This is a genomic window from Rathayibacter sp. AY1B8 (assembly GCF_002932775.1).
GTDB lineage: Bacteria > Actinomycetota > Actinomycetes > Actinomycetales > Microbacteriaceae > Rathayibacter.
The window spans coordinates 151,337-166,524 of sequence record NZ_PSWJ01000002.1; the positions used below are offsets into that span (position 1 = coordinate 151,337).

Consider the following 15,188-nt stretch of genomic DNA (forward strand, 5'->3'; position numbering starts at 1 on the left):
GAGGGGGTCCCCCGGGCGCGGCTCTGCCGCGCCCCGGTGGGCATCCCGATTGTAGCGGGAGGGTGTCAGCGCGCGGAGCGCAGGCGGGTGCCCTCGGCGAGGCCGCGGGAGGTCTCGGCGACCGCGTCGACCCCGCCGGACGCCAGCGCCCGCACCAGGGCGGATCCGACGATGGCGCCGTCCGCGTAGGCGAGGATCTCGGCGACCTGCTCGCCGGTTGAGATGCCCAGGCCGACGCACGCGCTCTCGGAGCCGGCGGCGCGGAGGCGGTCGACCAGGGTGCGGGCCGCGGAGTCGACGTCGGTGCGCGCGCCGGTGATGCCCATCGTCGAGACCGCGTAGACGAATCCACGGCTCGAGTCGACGGCCTGGCGCAGGCGCGTGTCCGTCGAGGACGGCGCCGCGAGGAACACGCGGTCGAGTCCGAGCCGCTCGGAGACGGCGAGCCACTCGGCGCCCTCGTCCGGGATCAGGTCGGGCGTGATGAGGCCGGACCCGCCGGCCTCGGCCAGATCAGTGGCGAAGCGCTCGACCCCGTACTGCAGGACGGGGTTGTAGTAGGTCATCACCAGGACCGGCACGTCGACGCGCGCCCGGATCTCGCGGACGGCCTCGAAGCCGTGGCGGAGGCGGAAGCCGCCCGCGATGGCGGCCTGGGTCGCCTCCTGGATGACGGGTCCGTCCATCACCGGATCGGAGTAGGGCAGACCGAGCTCGATCGCGTCGACGCCGTTCTCCGCCATGGCCACGGCGGCGTCGATGCTGGTCGGCAGGTCGGGGAACCCGACGGGGAGGTAGCCGATCAGGGCGCCCGCCGCCTCCTCGTTCCGGCGCCGGACGGTCTCGGCGACGCTCGGTCCGCGGCCGCTCACGACTGCACCGCGCCCTGGTCCATGAGGCCGAAGTAGTGCGCAGCGGTCGTCATGTCCTTGTCGCCGCGGCCCGAGAGGTTGACCAGGATGGTGGCCTCGGGGCCGAGCTCGCGCCCGAGCTCCAGCGTGCCGGCCAGCGCGTGCGCGGACTCGATCGCCGGGATGATCCCCTCGGTGCGGCTGAGCAGCATGAGCGCGTCCATCGCGGCCGAGTCGGTGACCGCGCGGTAGTCGGCGCGGCCGATGCTCGAGAGCCATGCGTGCTCCGGGCCGATGCCCGGGTAGTCGAGGCCGGCCGAGATCGAGTGCGACTCGACGGTCTGGCCGTCCTCGTCCTGGAGGAGGAAGCTGCGGGCGCCGTGCAGGACGCCGGGGCGGCCCTTGCTGATGGTCGCCGCGTGGCGGGGGGTCTCGATCCCGTCGCCGCCGGCCTCGAAGCCGACGAGGCGGACCTCGGGGTCGTCGAGGAAGGCGTGGAAGATCCCCATCGCGTTGGAGCCGCCGCCGACGCAGGCGGTGACCGCGGTGGGCAGCGAGCCGGTGAGCTCGAGGACCTGCTCGCGCGCCTCCTCGCCGATGATCTTCTGGAAGTCGCGGACGAGGGCCGGGAACGGGTGCGGGCCCGCGACGGTGCCGAAGATGTAGTTCGTGGTGCCCACGTTCGTCACCCAGTCCCGCATCGCGTCGTTGATCGCGTCCTTGAGGGTGCGCGAGCCGGTCGTCACGGGGATCACCTCGGCGCCGAGCAGGCGCATGCGGGCGACATTGAGGGCCTGGCGCTCGGTGTCGACCTCGCCCATGTAGACCACGCAGTCGAGGCCGAACAGGGCGGCGGCCGTGGCGGTCGCGACGCCGTGCTGGCCCGCTCCCGTCTCGGCGATGACGCGGGTCTTGCCGATCCGCTTGGTGAGCAGCGCCTGGCCCAGCACGTTGTTGATCTTGTGCGAGCCGGTGTGGTTGAGGTCCTCGCGCTTGAGGATGATCCGCGCTCCGCCGGCGTGCTCGGCGAACCGCGGCACCTCGGTGATGATCGACGGACGGCCGGTGTAGCTGCGGTGCAGCTCCATCAGCTCGGCCGCGAACGCGGGGTCGACCTTCGTGCGCTCGTACTCGGCGCTCAGCTCGTCGAGGGCCTCGACGAGGGACTCGGGGACGTAGCGTCCGCCGAACTCGCCGAAGTAGGGGCCGAGTTCATCCCGGAGTGCCATGGGGGTACCGCCTATCGGAGTGGTCAGTGCGCCAGGAAGCCGGCGAGGGTGGAGACGGGGTCGCCGCCGGTGACGAGAGCCTCGCCCACGAGGACGACGTCGGCTCCGGAGCCGCGGTAGTGCGCGACGTCGTCGGCGGTGAGGACGGCCGACTCGGCCACCTTCACCGCGTCGTCGGGGAAGCGCTCGGAGAGGCGGCCGAAGAGGTCGCGGTCGAGCTGGAAGGTGGAGAGGTCGCGGGCGTTCACGCCGATGAGCCTCGCGCCGAGGTCGGCGGCCCGCTCGAGCTCGTCGGCCGAGTGCGTCTCGACGAGCGGGGTCATCCCCAGCTCGAGCACGAGGGCGTGCAGCTCGGCGAGCAGGGGCTGCTCGAGCGCGGCGACGATGAGGAGGACCAGGTCGGCTCCGGCCGCGCGGGCCTCGAGGACCTGGTACGGCTCGGCGACGAAGTCCTTGCGCAGGACGGGGATCGACACGCGCTCGCGGACCGCCTCGAGGTCCGCGAGGGACCCCTTGAAGCGGCGCTCCTCGGTGAGGACGCTGATCGCGCTCGCTCCCCCGAGCTCGTACTGTCCGGCCAGCTCGGCGGGGACGGGGATGTCGGCGAGGGCTCCGCGCGACGGGCTGGCGCGCTTCACCTCGGCGATGATCCTGACGCGCTCGGCGGGGGCCAGAGCGGCCAGGGCGTCGAGGGCGGGCGCCTGGGCGAGCGCGCGGCGCTCGACGGCTTCGAGCGGGGCGCTCTCGCGGCGCCGGGCCGCGTCGGCCAGGGCGCCGGCGGTGAGGTCGGCGAGCACCTAGGCGCGCGCCTTCGGGTTCGCCTTCGCGCCGTTGACGCCGTAGCCCGCCTTGGCCATGCCCATGCCCACGAGCAGACCCACCACGACCAGGCCGGCCGAGAGCCAGACCACCAGGGGCACGTCGAACCAGAACGCGATCGTGCCGATCGTGAATCCGACCAGCATGATGACGACGGCCGTCCACGCTGCGGGCGAGTGGCCGTGGTTGTCGTCGTCGTGCTCGGTGCTCATGGGTCTCCTCCTGGGGGTGCATCGGGACCAGAGCAGTCTAGCGTGAGGCGCCTGAGCGCCCGGCCCCGGACTCGCCTGTGCAGCCGCCTGCAGGAGGCGGGGATGCCGGACCGCCGGACACGACCCCGGCCGGTGTCAGCGGCCCGAGGTGGGGTCGTCGCCGCGCGAGAGCTCGTCCCACGAGACGACCGGGTCGATGTCGCCGTCGTCCGTCTGCACGGTCGACGCGCCGTGGCCGTAGCCGTCGGCGGGCTCGAAGCGGGACGCGCGCTTCCGCGCCGCTCCCGGCCAGCGGCGCGAGGTCGCGAGGACGCCGATCCCGAGCAGCGCGGTGAGCACGCCGCAGACCAGGGCGACGACGGGCCAGGCCGTCGCGGAGGACGAGGCCACGAGCGCGGCGACGGACTGCTCCCCCGCGATGGCGGTCGCCTCCGTGACCAGCGAGGCGCCGGCGCGCACGGGGTCGCCCAGTGCCGTCGCGGCCGCGAGCACCACCGAGGCGCCGAGGACGGCCTGGAGCACACCGAGCACGATCCGGAAGACGGGGCCGGCGATGGCGAGGGCCGCGGCGAGAGCGAGGCCCGCGAGCGCCAGGGCGGAGAGCGCGGGCGCGGCGACGGTCCCGGCCACGTCGATCCGCTGGCCCTCCCCCTCGATCGCGGCCAGGGTCAGCGTGGACCAGGTCTGGGTGGAGGCGGTCAGCTCGAGCGCGGCGAGCAGCACGACCCCGAGGATCGCCGTGTACTTCAGCCGCCGTCCGCTCATGCTCACTCCGCCGGGCCGAGGCCGGTGAACGGCACGAGGGGGTCGACGTCGAAGCAGGCGTGCTCGCCCGTGTGGCAGGCTGCGCCGATCTGCTCGACCTGGACCAGCACGGTGTCGGCGTCGCAGTCGAGGGCGGCACCCCGCACGTACTGCGCGTGCCCGGACGTGTCGCCCTTGCGCCAGTACTCCTGGCGCGAGCGCGACCAGAAGGTGACGCGGCCCTCGGTGAGGGTGCGCCGGAGAGCCTCGCGGTCCATCCAGCCCATCATGAGCACCTCGCGGGTGTCGTGCTGCTGGATGATCGCGGGCAGGAGCCCGGTCGGATCGAAGGCGGCGCGGTCCAGGACGGCGTCGAGCTCGGCGGGGGTCATCGGATCTCGATCCCGGAGGCCGCGAGCGAGCGCTTGACGTCGCCGATCGTCAGCTCGCGATTGTGGAAGACGGAGGCGGCGAGCACGGCGTCGGCCCCCGCGCCGACGGCCGGAGCGAAGTGCTCGACGGCACCGGCGCCTCCAGAGGCGATGACGGGCACGGAGCTCAGCTCGCGCATCGCGGCGATCAGCTCGAGGTCGAAGCCCTGCTTGGTGCCGTCGGCGTCGATGGAGTTGACCAGCAGCTCCCCGGCGCCGCGCTCGACGGCCTCGGCCGCCCAGGCCAGGGCGTCGAGCTCGGTCTCGCGGCGTCCGCCGTGAGTGGTGACGACGAAGCCGGACGCCGTGGCGTCGCTCCGCTTGACGTCGAGCGAGAGCACGAGCACCTGCGCGCCGAAGACGTCGGCGATCTCGCCGAGGAGCTCGGGCCGGGCGATCGCGGCGGAGTTGACGCCCACCTTGTCGGCGCCGTGCGCGAGCAGTCGCGAGACGTCCTCGGCGCTGCGCACGCCCCCGCCGACCGTGAGCGGGATGAAGACCTGCTCGGCGGTCGCCCGCACCACGTCGTAGGTGGTCGAGCGGTCGTCGACCGTGGCGGTGACGTCGAGGAAGGTCAGCTCGTCGGCGCCCTGCTCGAAGTAGAGGCGGGCGAGCTCGACGGGGTCGCCCGCATCGCGCAGGTTCTGGAAGTTGACGCCCTTCACGACGCGGCCGGCGGCGACGTCGAGGCAGGGGATGACGCGGACGGCGAGACTCATCGGCTCCCCCTCTACAGGCGCGCGGCGTGGATGGAGGTGACCAGGATCGCGCGGGCGCCCAGGTCGTACAGGCGGTCCATCACCTGGTTCATGTCCGCGCGCGGCACCATCACGCGGACGGCCACCCACTCGGCGTCGTGCAGCGGCGAGACCGTCGGGGACTCGAAGCCCGGGGCGATCGCCGTGGCGCTCTCCAGGAGCGCGACGGGGCAGTCGTAGTCGAGCAGCACGTACTCGCGGGCGACCAGCACGCCCTGCAGGCGGCGCAGCAGCACCGGGATGCCCTCGGGCTCCCCTGCGGCGGAGACCAGGACGGCGGTCGAGTCCAGGATGACCGGGCCGAAGATCTCGAGGCCGGCCTTGCGGAGCGTGGTGCCGGTCTCGACGACATCGGCGATGACGTCGGCGACGCCGAGCTGGATCGCGGACTCGACCGCGCCGTCGAGGCGGATCAGCGTCACCTCGACGCCGTGCTCCCGGAGGAAGCGGCCCACGAGGCCCGGGTAGCTGGTCGCCACGCGGAGGCCGTCGATCTGCGCGAGCTCGTCGTAGCGGCCTGCGGGCCCGGCGAAGCGGAAGGTGGAGTTCGCGAAGCCGAGGCTCGCGATCTCGCGCGCCTCGGAGCCGGAGTCGATCAGGAGGTCGCGGCCGGTGACCCCGACGTCGAGAGCGCCGGAGCCGACGTAGGTGGCGATGTCGCGCGGGCGCAGGTAGAAGAACTCCACCCCGTTGCGCTCGTCGACGACGTGCAGCTCCTTCGGGTCGCGACGGCCGGTGTAGCCGGCCTCCGCGAGCATCTGACCGGCGGTCTCCGAGAGGGAGCCCTTGTTGGGGACGGCGACGCGCAGGAGCGCCGGGGCGGGGGTGGTGGTCACGGGATGTCCTTCATGACTCGACGGCTGTTCAGGGGGCGGCACGGCTCCTCGGGGAGCGTGCGGGCGCGACGGCGCGGAGCGGAGGCGCACCCCGGCGAGCGGGGCGGGGCTCACAGATGCCGGTAGACGTCGGCCGTCGTCAGTCCCTTGGCGAGCATGAGCACCTGCAGGTGGTAGAGCAGCTGCGAGATCTCCTCGGCGGTGCGCTCGTCGCCCTCGTACTCGGCGGCCATCCACACCTCGGCGGCCTCCTCGACGATCTTCTTGCCGATGAAGTGCACGCCGGCGTCGAGCTCGCGGACGGTGCCCGAACCCTCGGGACGGGCGGCGGCCTTCTCGCCCAGCTCAGCGAAGAGGTCGTCGAAAGTTTTCACCGGGGAAGTCTATACGGCGGCCGGGCGCGGGCCACCTCAGTGCCGGTGCAGGTGAGCGGTCGCCGTCTCGCGCAGCGACGCGATCGCGGCCTCCGGGTCGTCCGCGCCGAAGACCGCGGAGCCCGCGACGAAGGTGTCGGCTCCCGCCTCCGCTGCGATCTCGATCGTGCCGGGAGCGATCCCGCCGTCGACCTGGAGCCAGACGTCGAGCCCGGTGCGGTCCACCACGTTCCGGAGGGTCCGCAGCTTGGGCATCGTCTCCTCTATGAAGGACTGGCCCCCGAAGCCGGGCTCGACCGTCATCACGAGGACCTGGTCGAACTCGGGCAGGAGGTCGAGGTAGTCGTCCACCATCGTGCCCGGCTTGAGCGCGATCCCCGCCCGCGAGCCGATCTCGCGCAGGCGCCGCGCGAGTGCCACGGCGTCGCGCGCGGCCTCGGCGTGGAAGGTCACGGAGTAGGCGCCGGTCTCGGCGTAGTCGGGGGCCCACCGGTCGGGGTCGTCGATCATCAGGTGCAGGTCGAGCGGCCGGGGCGAGACGTCCTGGAGGCGCTGGACCATCGTCAGCCCGAAGGTGAGGTTCGGCACGAAGTGGTTGTCCATCACGTCGACGTGCACCAGGTCGGCTCCGGCGATGCGCTGCAGCTCGGCCTCGAAGTTCACGAAGTCGGCGGAGAGGATGCTGGGGTTGATCCGTGCGGGCATGCCTCCAGCCTAGATCGGAGCGTCCTCCGCGTCCGCCCGGCCGAGCGCGTTCCCGCTCCGGAGGGGTCAGGCGTCTCCGGACGCCGCCTCGAGGGGCCGGCGGCGGAGGAGCTGGACGAACATGGCGTCGGTGCCGTGTCGGTGCGGCCAGAGCTGCACGTGGAGGGTGCCCTCCGGCAGCGGGAGCGGGTCCGCCGTCACCGCGCGCAGCGCGGCCGGCGTGTCGACGAGCTCGAGCTCGTGCCGCTCCTGCGCGAGGGCGAGCACGCGCCGGGTCTCGCCGAGGTGCGGCGAGCAGGTCACGTAGGCCAGCAGGCCGTCGGGAGCGAGAGCCCTCACCGCGGAGTCGAGCAGCTCGCCCTGGAGGGCGGCCAGCGGCTCCACGTCGGCCGCGGACTTGCGCCAGCGCGCCTCGGGCCGACGCCGCAGCGCACCGAGACCGGTGCACGGCGCGTCGAGGAGGATGCGGTCGAACGATCCCGGCTGCTCGTCGCCCAGGTCGCGCCCGTCGCCGGTGCGCACCTCGACCGACGGATCGACGGCGGCCAGCGCCTGCCGCACCAGGCCCGCGCGGCCCGGAACCACCTCGTTGGCGAGCAGCGCCGCCCCTCCTGCGCGCGCCTCCGCCGCGAGCAGCGCCGCCTTGCCGCCGGGTCCCGCGCACAGGTCGAGCCAGCGCTCGCCCGGGCGGACCGGCCGTGCTCGGGAGAGCGCCAGAGCGGCGAGCTGGGAGCCCTCGTCCTGCACGCGCACGCGGCCCTCGTGCACCGCGGGGAACGCCTCCGGGTCGCCGCCGGTGCTGGTCATGCCGACCGGCGAGAACCGGTCGGGTTCGGCGTCGGCGATCTCGCCGGGAGACGCCAGGCCCGGCAGAGCCACCAGGTTCACGCGCGGAGCCGCGTTGTCGGCGGCGAGCAGCGCGTCGAGCTCGTCGGCCGCCCCCTCCGCCGCCAGCGCCCGTCGCAGGGCGCGCACGATCCACACGGGGTGGGAGCTCAGCGCGGCGATCCGGTCGTCCCCGGAGACCGCGGCCGCGGAGACCCGCTCGCGCCACTCGCCGGCGCTCGAGCGCGAGACCGCGCGCAGCACGGCGTTGGCGAAGGCCACCGCTCCCCGCGAGGAGCCGGCCGCGACGAGCGCGACGCTCTCGTTCACCGCGGCGTGCGGGGCCACGCGGGTCGCGAGCAGCTGGTGCACGCCCAGGCGCAGCGCGTCGAGCACGGGCGCATCGATGCTCTCGACGGACCGGCCGGCCGCGAGGGCGATCACGCGGTCGTAGTAGCCGGACATCCGCAGGGTGCCGTAGCAGAGCTCGGTGGCCAGTCCCGCGTCGGCGGGCGAGAGGCCGGCGGCGCTGATCCGCGCGGGCAGGACCAGGTTGGCGTAGGCGTCCGACCCGCTCACCGCGAGCAGGACGTCGTAGGCGACCCGGCGGGCGGGAGCGGCCTCGCGACGGGCGCTCATGCGAGCACCGTGCTCTCGCGCAGGCCGCGGGCCCAGGCGGCGCCGGCCATCGGGGTCCTGCCGGCGGGCTGGACGGTGACCAGCTCGACCGCTCCGTCCGCGGTGCCGACGAGGGCGCGCCCCGCGTCGAGGCGGACGACGCCGGGAGCGAGGTCCCCCTCGGCCGCGCGGACCGCGAGCACCTTGAGGCGCGCGTCGCCCACCGCGGTCGAGGCTCCGGGCTCGGGAGTCGTTCCGCGCACGAGCGCGAGGACCCGCGCGGTCGGGAGGCTCCAGTCGATCCGGCCGTCCGCGGCGTCGAGCTTGGGAGCGGGGGTCGCCTCTCCGGCCTGCGGAGTAGCGACGGCCGTGCCCTCCTCCAGCGCGTCGACCACGCCGAGGGTGAGGCCGGCGCCGCTCCCGGCCAGCTCCGTCAGCAGCTCGCCCGCGGTGCGCTCCCCCGCGTCGACGGCGAGCTCGGCGTACACGTCACCGGCGTCGAGCTCGGCGACCAGCTGGAAGACGCTCGCGCCGATCCGCGTGTCGCCCGCCATCAGCGCCCGCTGGACGGGAGCCGCCCCGCGCCAGCGCGGCAGCAGGGAGAAGTGCAGGTTGATCCAGCCCAGGCGCGGCACCGCCAGCAGGCGCTGCCGGACGAGGCCGCCGTAGGCCACGATCACGCCGAGGTCGGGGGCGAGCTCCGCGATCCGGTCGGTCACGTCCTCGTCGAGGCGGTTCGCCCGGATCACCGGGATCCCCAGCTCCTCGGCCGTGACGGCGACCGGCGAGGGGGTGAGCACGCGCTTGCGGCCCACCGGGGCGTCCTCCCGGGTGACCACGGCGACGACCTCGTGCGCGGAGGCGGCGAGGTCGCGGAGGGTCGGAACGGCGGCGGCGGGCGTGCCGGCGAAGACGAGGCGCACGGGGGTCTCCTGGGGAGTCAGAGGATGTCGGGGTCGTCGAGACGGACCCGGAGCCGGGGGGCCGGCCGGAAGCGGCCGGGCGTGGTCGGCGGGCGACGACGGCGCGTGGCGTTGCGGATCACGGCGGAGCGGAGGCGCGCGGCCACATCCGCACCGCGAGCGTAGTCGAACCGGACGATCGCCCGGACGGAGCCGTCCTCGAGCCCGACAGGACCGAGGACCTCGTGCCGGTCGTCCTCGTCGAGCGCGTCGAGCGCCTCCTCCACCGCGTGCGCGTCGCCGCTCACCGTGGCCAGGCGCACCGCGGGCGGGAAGCGCAGAGCGCGCCGCTCCTGGAGCTCGGCCCGGAGGTACTCGGCCTGCCGCCAGGTCGCCAGGGCGGTCGCGAGCCGACCGCCGACCCCGACCAGGAGGACCGGCGCGCCCGGGCGGGCCAGCGCCGCGGCGTTCGACCAGGTGCGAAGCGCGTCGTCGGCGACCCGCAGGCTCTCGCGGGCCAGCATCCGCTCGCCGTCCAGCAGCAGGACGGCGTGGTAGCCGCCGTCGGCCCGCGGCTCCGCCCCGCGCGTGGCCACGACGAGCGCGGGCTCGTCGGGGAGGGTGAGCACGGGGCGCTGCCCGTCGGCGACGATCACCTTGGCACCCGGGAAGGCGCGTCCGAGCTCCTCCGCGGTGCGGCCCGCGCCGAGGGAGACGAGGCGCAGAGCCGTCGCCTGGCAGACGGAGCAGGTCCAGTCGGCCGCGATCAGGCCGCACCAGCCGCAGCTCGGCCGCCCGCCCTCGGAGTGCACGCCGAGCGGACCCTGGCAGCGGTTGCAGCGTGCGACGGTCCGGCAGCGGGCGCAGGCGACCACCGGCGCGTAGCCGGGGCGCGCGACCTGGACCAGCACGGGACCGGAGTCGAGGGCCTTCCGCGCCTCCCGCCAGGCGGAGGAGGGGATGCGCGCTGCCGCGTCGTGCTCGTCGGCCGCCCACTGCTGGGCGGTCGGCACGACGTGCGGGCGGCGGCTCGGCCGCGGCTCCACCTCGGTCGCGAAGCCGATCTCGACGAGCCGCTCGACCTCGACCGTGCGCGTGTTGCCGAGCAGGACGAGGCCGGCGCCGCTCTGCTCCTGCCGCACCAGGGCGACGTCGCGCGCGTGCGCGTAGGGCGCGAGCGGCTCGGCGAAGAGCGGATCGCCGTCGTCCCAGAGCGCGATCAGGCCGAGGGCGGAGGAGGGCGCGTAGAGGACGGAGCGGTTGCCGACGACGACCCGCGGCCCGGGATCGAGGCAGCGGACGAAGGCGGAGTAGCGCTCGGCGCCCTTCTGCCGCGCATCGAGGCGCACCACCGCCTCCGCGGGGACGAGGGCGGCGAGAGCGAGCTCCAGCTGCTCCTGGTCGCGGTAGTCGGGGACGGCCAGGATCGCGTCGCGGCCCGCGGCGAGCGTGTCCCGGGCGAGCTCGGCGAGCGTGACGGCCCAGCCGCCGACCCACGCGCCCGAGTCGAGCCTCACCGGAGCCGGCACGGCGCCGACCGCCAGCCGGGCCCCCTCGGCGAGTCCAACGAAGGAGGCGTCGGGGTAGCCCGTCACGCCGCCCGCCTCGACCGCGGGCGCCGCAGGAGCGGGACCCGCGGCGAGTCGCGCCTTCTCGACGCGGACGTGGCGGCGCGGCACGGCCAGGCGCAGCACGTCGCTCGCGCCCCCGGAGGCGCGGTCGGCCACCCGGCGGGCGAGGGCCCAGACCTCCGGGGTCAGCACGACGAGCGGCGAGACCAGCTCCTCGATGCCGCTGAGCGCTCCGGCGTGCTCGGTCCCCTCCCCCGTCTCGACGACGAACGCGTCGGCGATCCGGCCTCCGGTCCGCAACGGCACCCGCACGCGCACGCCGGGAACCACCTCGCCGCGCAGCGCCTCCGGCACCGCGTAGTCCAGGAGCCGGTCGAGCTGCGGGAGGGGCGAGTCCAGGAGCACGCGCGCGACGGCTCCGCTCGTCGCCATCGCCGCCGCGCCCGCTACGAGAGGCCCGCGGCGGAGCGCAGGTCGTCGACCCGGTCGAGGCGCTCCCAGGTGAAGTCGGGGAGCTCCCGGCCGAAGTGGCCGTAGGCCGCGGTCTGCGCGTAGATCGGGCGGAGCAGGTCGAGTGCGTGGATGATCGCGGCCGGGCGCAGGTCGAAGACCGAGCGGATCGCCTCGGTGATCGTCTCGTCGGAGACGGTGCCGGTGCCGAAGGTCTCGACGTAGAGGCCGACCGGGGCCGCCTTGCCGATGGCGTAGGCGACCTGCACCTCCAGCCGCGAGGCGAGCCCCGCGGCGACCGCGTTCTTGGCGACCCACCGCATGGCGTAGGCGGCCGAGCGGTCCACCTTCGACGGGTCCTTGCCCGAGAACGCGCCGCCGCCGTGGCGGGACGCTCCGCCGTAGGTGTCGACGATGATCTTGCGGCCGGTGAGCCCGGCGTCGCCCTGAGGGCCGCCGATCTCGAAGCGGCCCGTCGGGTTGATCAGCAGGCGCACGGCGGAGGAGTCGAGGTCGACCGTCTCGAGGACGGGGCGGATGACGTGCGCCGCGATGTCCGCGTGGATCGTCTCGGTGCTGACGTGCTCGGCGTGCTGGGTGGACAGGACGACGGTGTCGATGGTGGACGGCGTCGTGCCGTCGTAGCCGATGGTGACCTGGGTCTTGCCGTCGGGTCGGAGGTAGTCGAGCTCGCCCGACTTGCGGACGGCGGCCAGGCGCTCGGCGAGGCGGTGCGAGAGCCAGCTCGGCAACGGCATGTATTCGGGGGTCTCGTCGGTCGCGAAGCCGAACATCAGGCCCTGGTCGCCCGCGCCCTGGCGGTCGAAGGCGTCCTCGCCCGCCTCGGAGGAGCGGACCTCGAGCGCCGTGTCGACGCCCGCCGCGATCTCGGGCGACTGCTGGCCGATCGAGACCGAGACGCCGCAGGAGCGGCCGTCGAAGCCCTTCTCCGAGGAGTCGTAGCCGATCTCGACGATCGTGTCGCGCACGATCTTGGGGATCTCGACGTAGCCGCTCGTGGAGACCTCGCCCGCGACGTGCACGAGCCCCGTCGTGACCAGCGTCTCGACGGCGACCCGGCTGTGCGGGTCCTCGCGGAGCAGGGCGTCGAGGATGCGGTCCGAGATCTGGTCGCAGATCTTGTCCGGGTGGCCCTCGGTGACGGACTCGGAGGTGAACAGGCGGAGGGGACCGGAGGTCATGCTTCTCTTCTCGTCCCGGCTCGTGCGGACCGGGGTCGTTCGTACCGGGAGTGGCCTGGCGGGCGCGATGCCGGGCGGCAGGCGATCGGCGCCTGGGCGGGCGGACCGGCGGGGCTAGCGCACGACCGCGTCGAGGACGCGATCGGCCACCTCCGCCTTGCTGCCCGAGGCCTCGCCAACTATATCGCCGGCCCGATCGAGGACCACGACGGCGTTGCTGTCGCTCTGGAAGCCCTCGGCCCAGCCCACCCTGTTGAGGACGAGCAGGTCGCAGCCCTTGCGGGCGATCTTGGCGCGGCCGAGCGCGAGCATCGCGTCCCGGTCCGGCTCGGTCTCCGCGGCGAAGCCGACGACGATCTGCCCCTCCCGCCGGGAGGCGGAGATCTCGGCGAGGACGTCCGGGTTCTTGACGAGCTCGAGGACGAGACGGTCGCCCTGCTGCTCCTTCTTGATCTTCGCGTCGGCGACCGCGGCGGGCCGGTAGTCGGCGACGGCCGCGGCCATGATCACGACGTCCGCGCCGGTGGCCGCGGCGAGGGCGGCCTCGCGCAGCTCGAGCGCGGTGCCCACCGGGAGGACCGTGACGCCCTCCGGCGCCGGCACGTCGAGGTTCGCGGCGAGGAGGGTGACCTCCGCGCCCCGGGCCGCAGCGGCCAGCGCGAGCGCGACGCCCTGCCTGCCGCTGGAGCGGTTGCCGACGAAGCGCACCGGGTCGAGGGGCTCGCGGGTTCCGCCGGCGGTCACGAGGACGCGCACGCCCGCGAGGTCGCGGCGGGCGGAGGCGGAGCGGGCATGGACGGCGAGGGCCTCCGCCACGATCGTCTCGGGCTCCTCCATGCGGCCGGGGCCCGAGTCGGCGCCGGTGAGGCGGCCGACCGCGGGGCCGACGACGTGCACGCCGCGGGAGCGGAGCACCGCCGTGTTCGCGACGGTGGCGGCGTTCGCCCACATCTCGGTGTGCATCGCGGGGGCGACCACGAGCGGGGCGGTGCTCGCGAGCACCGTGTTGCCGAGCAGGTCGTCGGCGAGGCCGGCGGCGAGCTTGGCGAGCGTGTGCGCCGTCGCGGGCGCTATCACGATGAGGTCGGCGGCCTGGCCGATGGCCACGTGCCGGACCTCGGCGACGCCCTCGTAGAGCTCGGTGTGCACCGGGTTCCGCGAGATGGCCTCGAGGGTGGGCTTGCCGACGAAGCGCAGCGCGGCCTCGGTCGCGACGACGTGCACGTCGTGCTCCGCGAGGACCAGCGCGCGGACGACTCCGACGGCCTTGTACGCGGCGATGCCGCCGGTGATGCCGACGACGACGTTGAGCCGTCGGCCGGCCTCGAGAGAGGAGCCCACCCGGAGGGGACTACTCGGCGAGGGGCTTGGCGACGAGCTTGTCCTCGTTGATCTCGTGCAGTGCGACCGAGAGGGGCTTGTCGTCGATGGTGGAGTCGACCAGCGGGCCGACGTTGTCGAACAGGCTGCCCTCGTGGAGGTCGGCGTAGTAGTCGTTGATCTGGCGGGCGCGCTTGGAGGCGAAGATCACCAGCGCGTACTTGGAGTCGACCTTCGAGAGGAGCTCGTCGATGGGCGGGTCGATGATGCCGAGGTTGTTGGCCATGGGTGTCTCCTTGCAGGCGCATCAGCGCCGATCTGCGGCTCCGGAGCAACACGGCGCGCGGGCTCCGAGGGGCGTGTGCCCGGTGGGACCCGGGGCGTCGGCCCGGAGGTGGTCGGTGGCCCGGTCTCAGCGGCCCGGGTCAGCGGGCGCGCCGTCGGCACGAGGCGACATCAATTCTACGACCTCGCGGGCCGCTTCGGGCACGGTGCTGTTGACGACGGCGAAATCGAACTCGTCCTGCGCGGCCAGCTCCACCTTCGCGGTGGCCAGACGGCGCTCCTGCTCCTCCGCGCTCTCGGTGCCGCGGCCGACCAGGCGGCGGACCAGCTCGTCCCAGCTCGGCGGCAGGAGGAAGACCAGCCGCGCGTCCGGCATCCGCTCGCGCACCTGGCGGGCACCCTGGATGTCGATCTCGAGCATCACCTGCCGGCCCTGCTCCAGCGCGGCGTCGATGGGGCCGCGGGGCGTGCCGTAGCGGTGAGCGTTGTGGACGACGGCGTACTCGAGGAACTCCCCCGCCGCGACCATCCGGTCGAACTCGGCGTCGTCGACGAAGTAGTAGCTGACGCCGTCCACCTCGCCCGGACGCGGGGCCCGGGTGGTGGCCGAGACCGAGAGCAGGACGTCCGGGTAGTTCTCGCGGATGTAGGTCGACACGGTGCCCTTGCCGACCGCGGTCGGACCGGCGAGGACGAGCAGGCGGTTGCGGCCGGGGCGGCGCTGCCGCGACTCCCGCTCCTCCAGGAACGACGCCAGGCCCTCGACCTGGCGCCGGCCGAGCCCGCCGAGGCGCTTCGACTCGGCGATCCGCAGCTGGTCCATCACCCGGGGCGTCTTGACCACGCCGAGCGCGGGCACGGCGCGGAGCAGCTCGCTGACGCGCATCCGCCCCTCGACTCCGAGCGGCTCGGCCTGGGCCGCCGCGAGCACGGCGGTCGCGGGGCGGCGTCCGGCGGCGACGGCCTTCTTGACGGCGGCGCGGGCACGGCGCGCCGCGATCGCGGCCTCGGAGGCGGCGCGGCGGTCGACCTCGGGCGGCGAGGGACGGCGCACGG

The 15,188-nt window shown here is 74.4% G+C and carries 17 protein-coding genes; all 17 read right to left on the reverse strand.

Annotated elements, in window-relative coordinates; genetic code table 11:
- Positions 1-65: 65 nt before the first annotated feature.
- The 17 genes from trpA to gmk all read right to left on the reverse strand — a co-directional run bounded on the left by trpA (position 66) and on the right by gmk (position 15,186).
- Positions 66-872 carry a tryptophan synthase subunit alpha gene (gene trpA, locus C5C63_RS02270; RefSeq protein WP_104232657.1) on the reverse strand — a complete coding sequence of 269 codons (807 nt, stop codon included), beginning with the start codon at positions 870-872 and terminating at the stop codon, positions 66-68.
- Positions 869-2,080, reverse strand: coding sequence for a tryptophan synthase subunit beta (trpB, locus tag C5C63_RS17210; RefSeq protein WP_104225310.1), 1,212 nt, complete (start codon positions 2,078-2,080; stop codon positions 869-871). The genes trpA and trpB overlap by 4 nt, the downstream gene beginning before the upstream one ends.
- A gap of 23 nt (positions 2,081-2,103) precedes the next feature.
- On the reverse strand, positions 2,104-2,877 hold the full coding sequence (trpC, locus tag C5C63_RS02275; protein ID WP_104221862.1) for an indole-3-glycerol phosphate synthase TrpC: 774 nt from the start codon (positions 2,875-2,877) through the stop codon (positions 2,104-2,106).
- A complete protein-coding gene (locus C5C63_RS02280) occupies positions 2,878-3,111 on the reverse strand; it encodes a DUF6704 family protein (protein ID WP_104221860.1) in 234 nt (77 codons plus the stop codon).
- A 135-nt stretch (positions 3,112-3,246) separates the two neighbouring features.
- Positions 3,247-3,876, reverse strand: coding sequence for a Trp biosynthesis-associated membrane protein (locus C5C63_RS02285; protein WP_104292125.1), 630 nt, complete (start codon positions 3,874-3,876; stop codon positions 3,247-3,249).
- Positions 3,877-3,878: 2 nt separating this feature from the next.
- On the reverse strand, positions 3,879-4,247 hold the full coding sequence (hisI, locus tag C5C63_RS02290) for a phosphoribosyl-AMP cyclohydrolase (protein ID WP_104292126.1): 369 nt from the start codon (positions 4,245-4,247) through the stop codon (positions 3,879-3,881).
- Positions 4,244-5,005 carry an imidazole glycerol phosphate synthase subunit HisF gene (gene hisF / locus C5C63_RS02295; protein ID WP_104325426.1) on the reverse strand — a complete coding sequence of 254 codons (762 nt, stop codon included), beginning with the start codon at positions 5,003-5,005 and terminating at the stop codon, positions 4,244-4,246. The genes hisI and hisF overlap by 4 nt, the downstream gene beginning before the upstream one ends.
- 11 nt (positions 5,006-5,016) lie before the next feature.
- Positions 5,017-5,880 carry an ATP phosphoribosyltransferase gene (hisG, locus tag C5C63_RS02300; RefSeq protein WP_104232660.1) on the reverse strand — a complete coding sequence of 288 codons (864 nt, stop codon included), beginning with the start codon at positions 5,878-5,880 and terminating at the stop codon, positions 5,017-5,019.
- A gap of 110 nt (positions 5,881-5,990) precedes the next feature.
- A complete protein-coding gene (locus C5C63_RS02305) occupies positions 5,991-6,254 on the reverse strand; it encodes a phosphoribosyl-ATP diphosphatase (RefSeq protein ID WP_055791842.1) in 264 nt (87 codons plus the stop codon).
- A 36-nt stretch (positions 6,255-6,290) separates the two neighbouring features.
- Positions 6,291-6,959, reverse strand: a complete 669-nt coding sequence (rpe, locus tag C5C63_RS02310) for a ribulose-phosphate 3-epimerase (RefSeq protein WP_104325427.1) — start codon at positions 6,957-6,959, stop codon at positions 6,291-6,293.
- 66 nt (positions 6,960-7,025) lie between these two features.
- Positions 7,026-8,423: an RsmB/NOP family class I SAM-dependent RNA methyltransferase gene (locus C5C63_RS02315; RefSeq protein WP_104232662.1), complete on the reverse strand. Its 1,398-nt coding sequence runs from the start codon at positions 8,421-8,423 to the stop codon at positions 7,026-7,028.
- Complete coding sequence (locus C5C63_RS02320) at positions 8,420-9,325, reverse strand: methionyl-tRNA formyltransferase (RefSeq protein ID WP_104232663.1); 906 nt, start codon at positions 9,323-9,325, stop codon at positions 8,420-8,422. The genes C5C63_RS02315 and C5C63_RS02320 overlap by 4 nt, the downstream gene beginning before the upstream one ends.
- A 17-nt stretch (positions 9,326-9,342) precedes the next feature.
- Positions 9,343-11,307: a hypothetical protein gene (locus C5C63_RS02325; RefSeq protein ID WP_104232664.1), complete on the reverse strand. Its 1,965-nt coding sequence runs from the start codon at positions 11,305-11,307 to the stop codon at positions 9,343-9,345.
- A gap of 14 nt (positions 11,308-11,321) precedes the next feature.
- A complete protein-coding gene (gene metK / locus C5C63_RS02330; RefSeq protein WP_104221839.1) occupies positions 11,322-12,527 on the reverse strand; it encodes a methionine adenosyltransferase in 1,206 nt (401 codons plus the stop codon).
- Between the two features lie 114 nt (positions 12,528-12,641).
- On the reverse strand, positions 12,642-13,868 hold the full coding sequence (coaBC, locus tag C5C63_RS02335) for a bifunctional phosphopantothenoylcysteine decarboxylase/phosphopantothenate--cysteine ligase CoaBC (RefSeq protein ID WP_104292131.1): 1,227 nt from the start codon (positions 13,866-13,868) through the stop codon (positions 12,642-12,644).
- A gap of 10 nt (positions 13,869-13,878) precedes the next feature.
- Positions 13,879-14,133, reverse strand: a complete 255-nt coding sequence (rpoZ, locus tag C5C63_RS02340) for a DNA-directed RNA polymerase subunit omega (RefSeq protein WP_104221835.1) — start codon at positions 14,131-14,133, stop codon at positions 13,879-13,881.
- Between the two features lie 126 nt (positions 14,134-14,259).
- Positions 14,260-15,186: a guanylate kinase gene (gene gmk / locus C5C63_RS02345; protein WP_104354723.1), complete on the reverse strand. Its 927-nt coding sequence runs from the start codon at positions 15,184-15,186 to the stop codon at positions 14,260-14,262.
- Positions 15,187-15,188 lie beyond the last annotated feature (2 nt).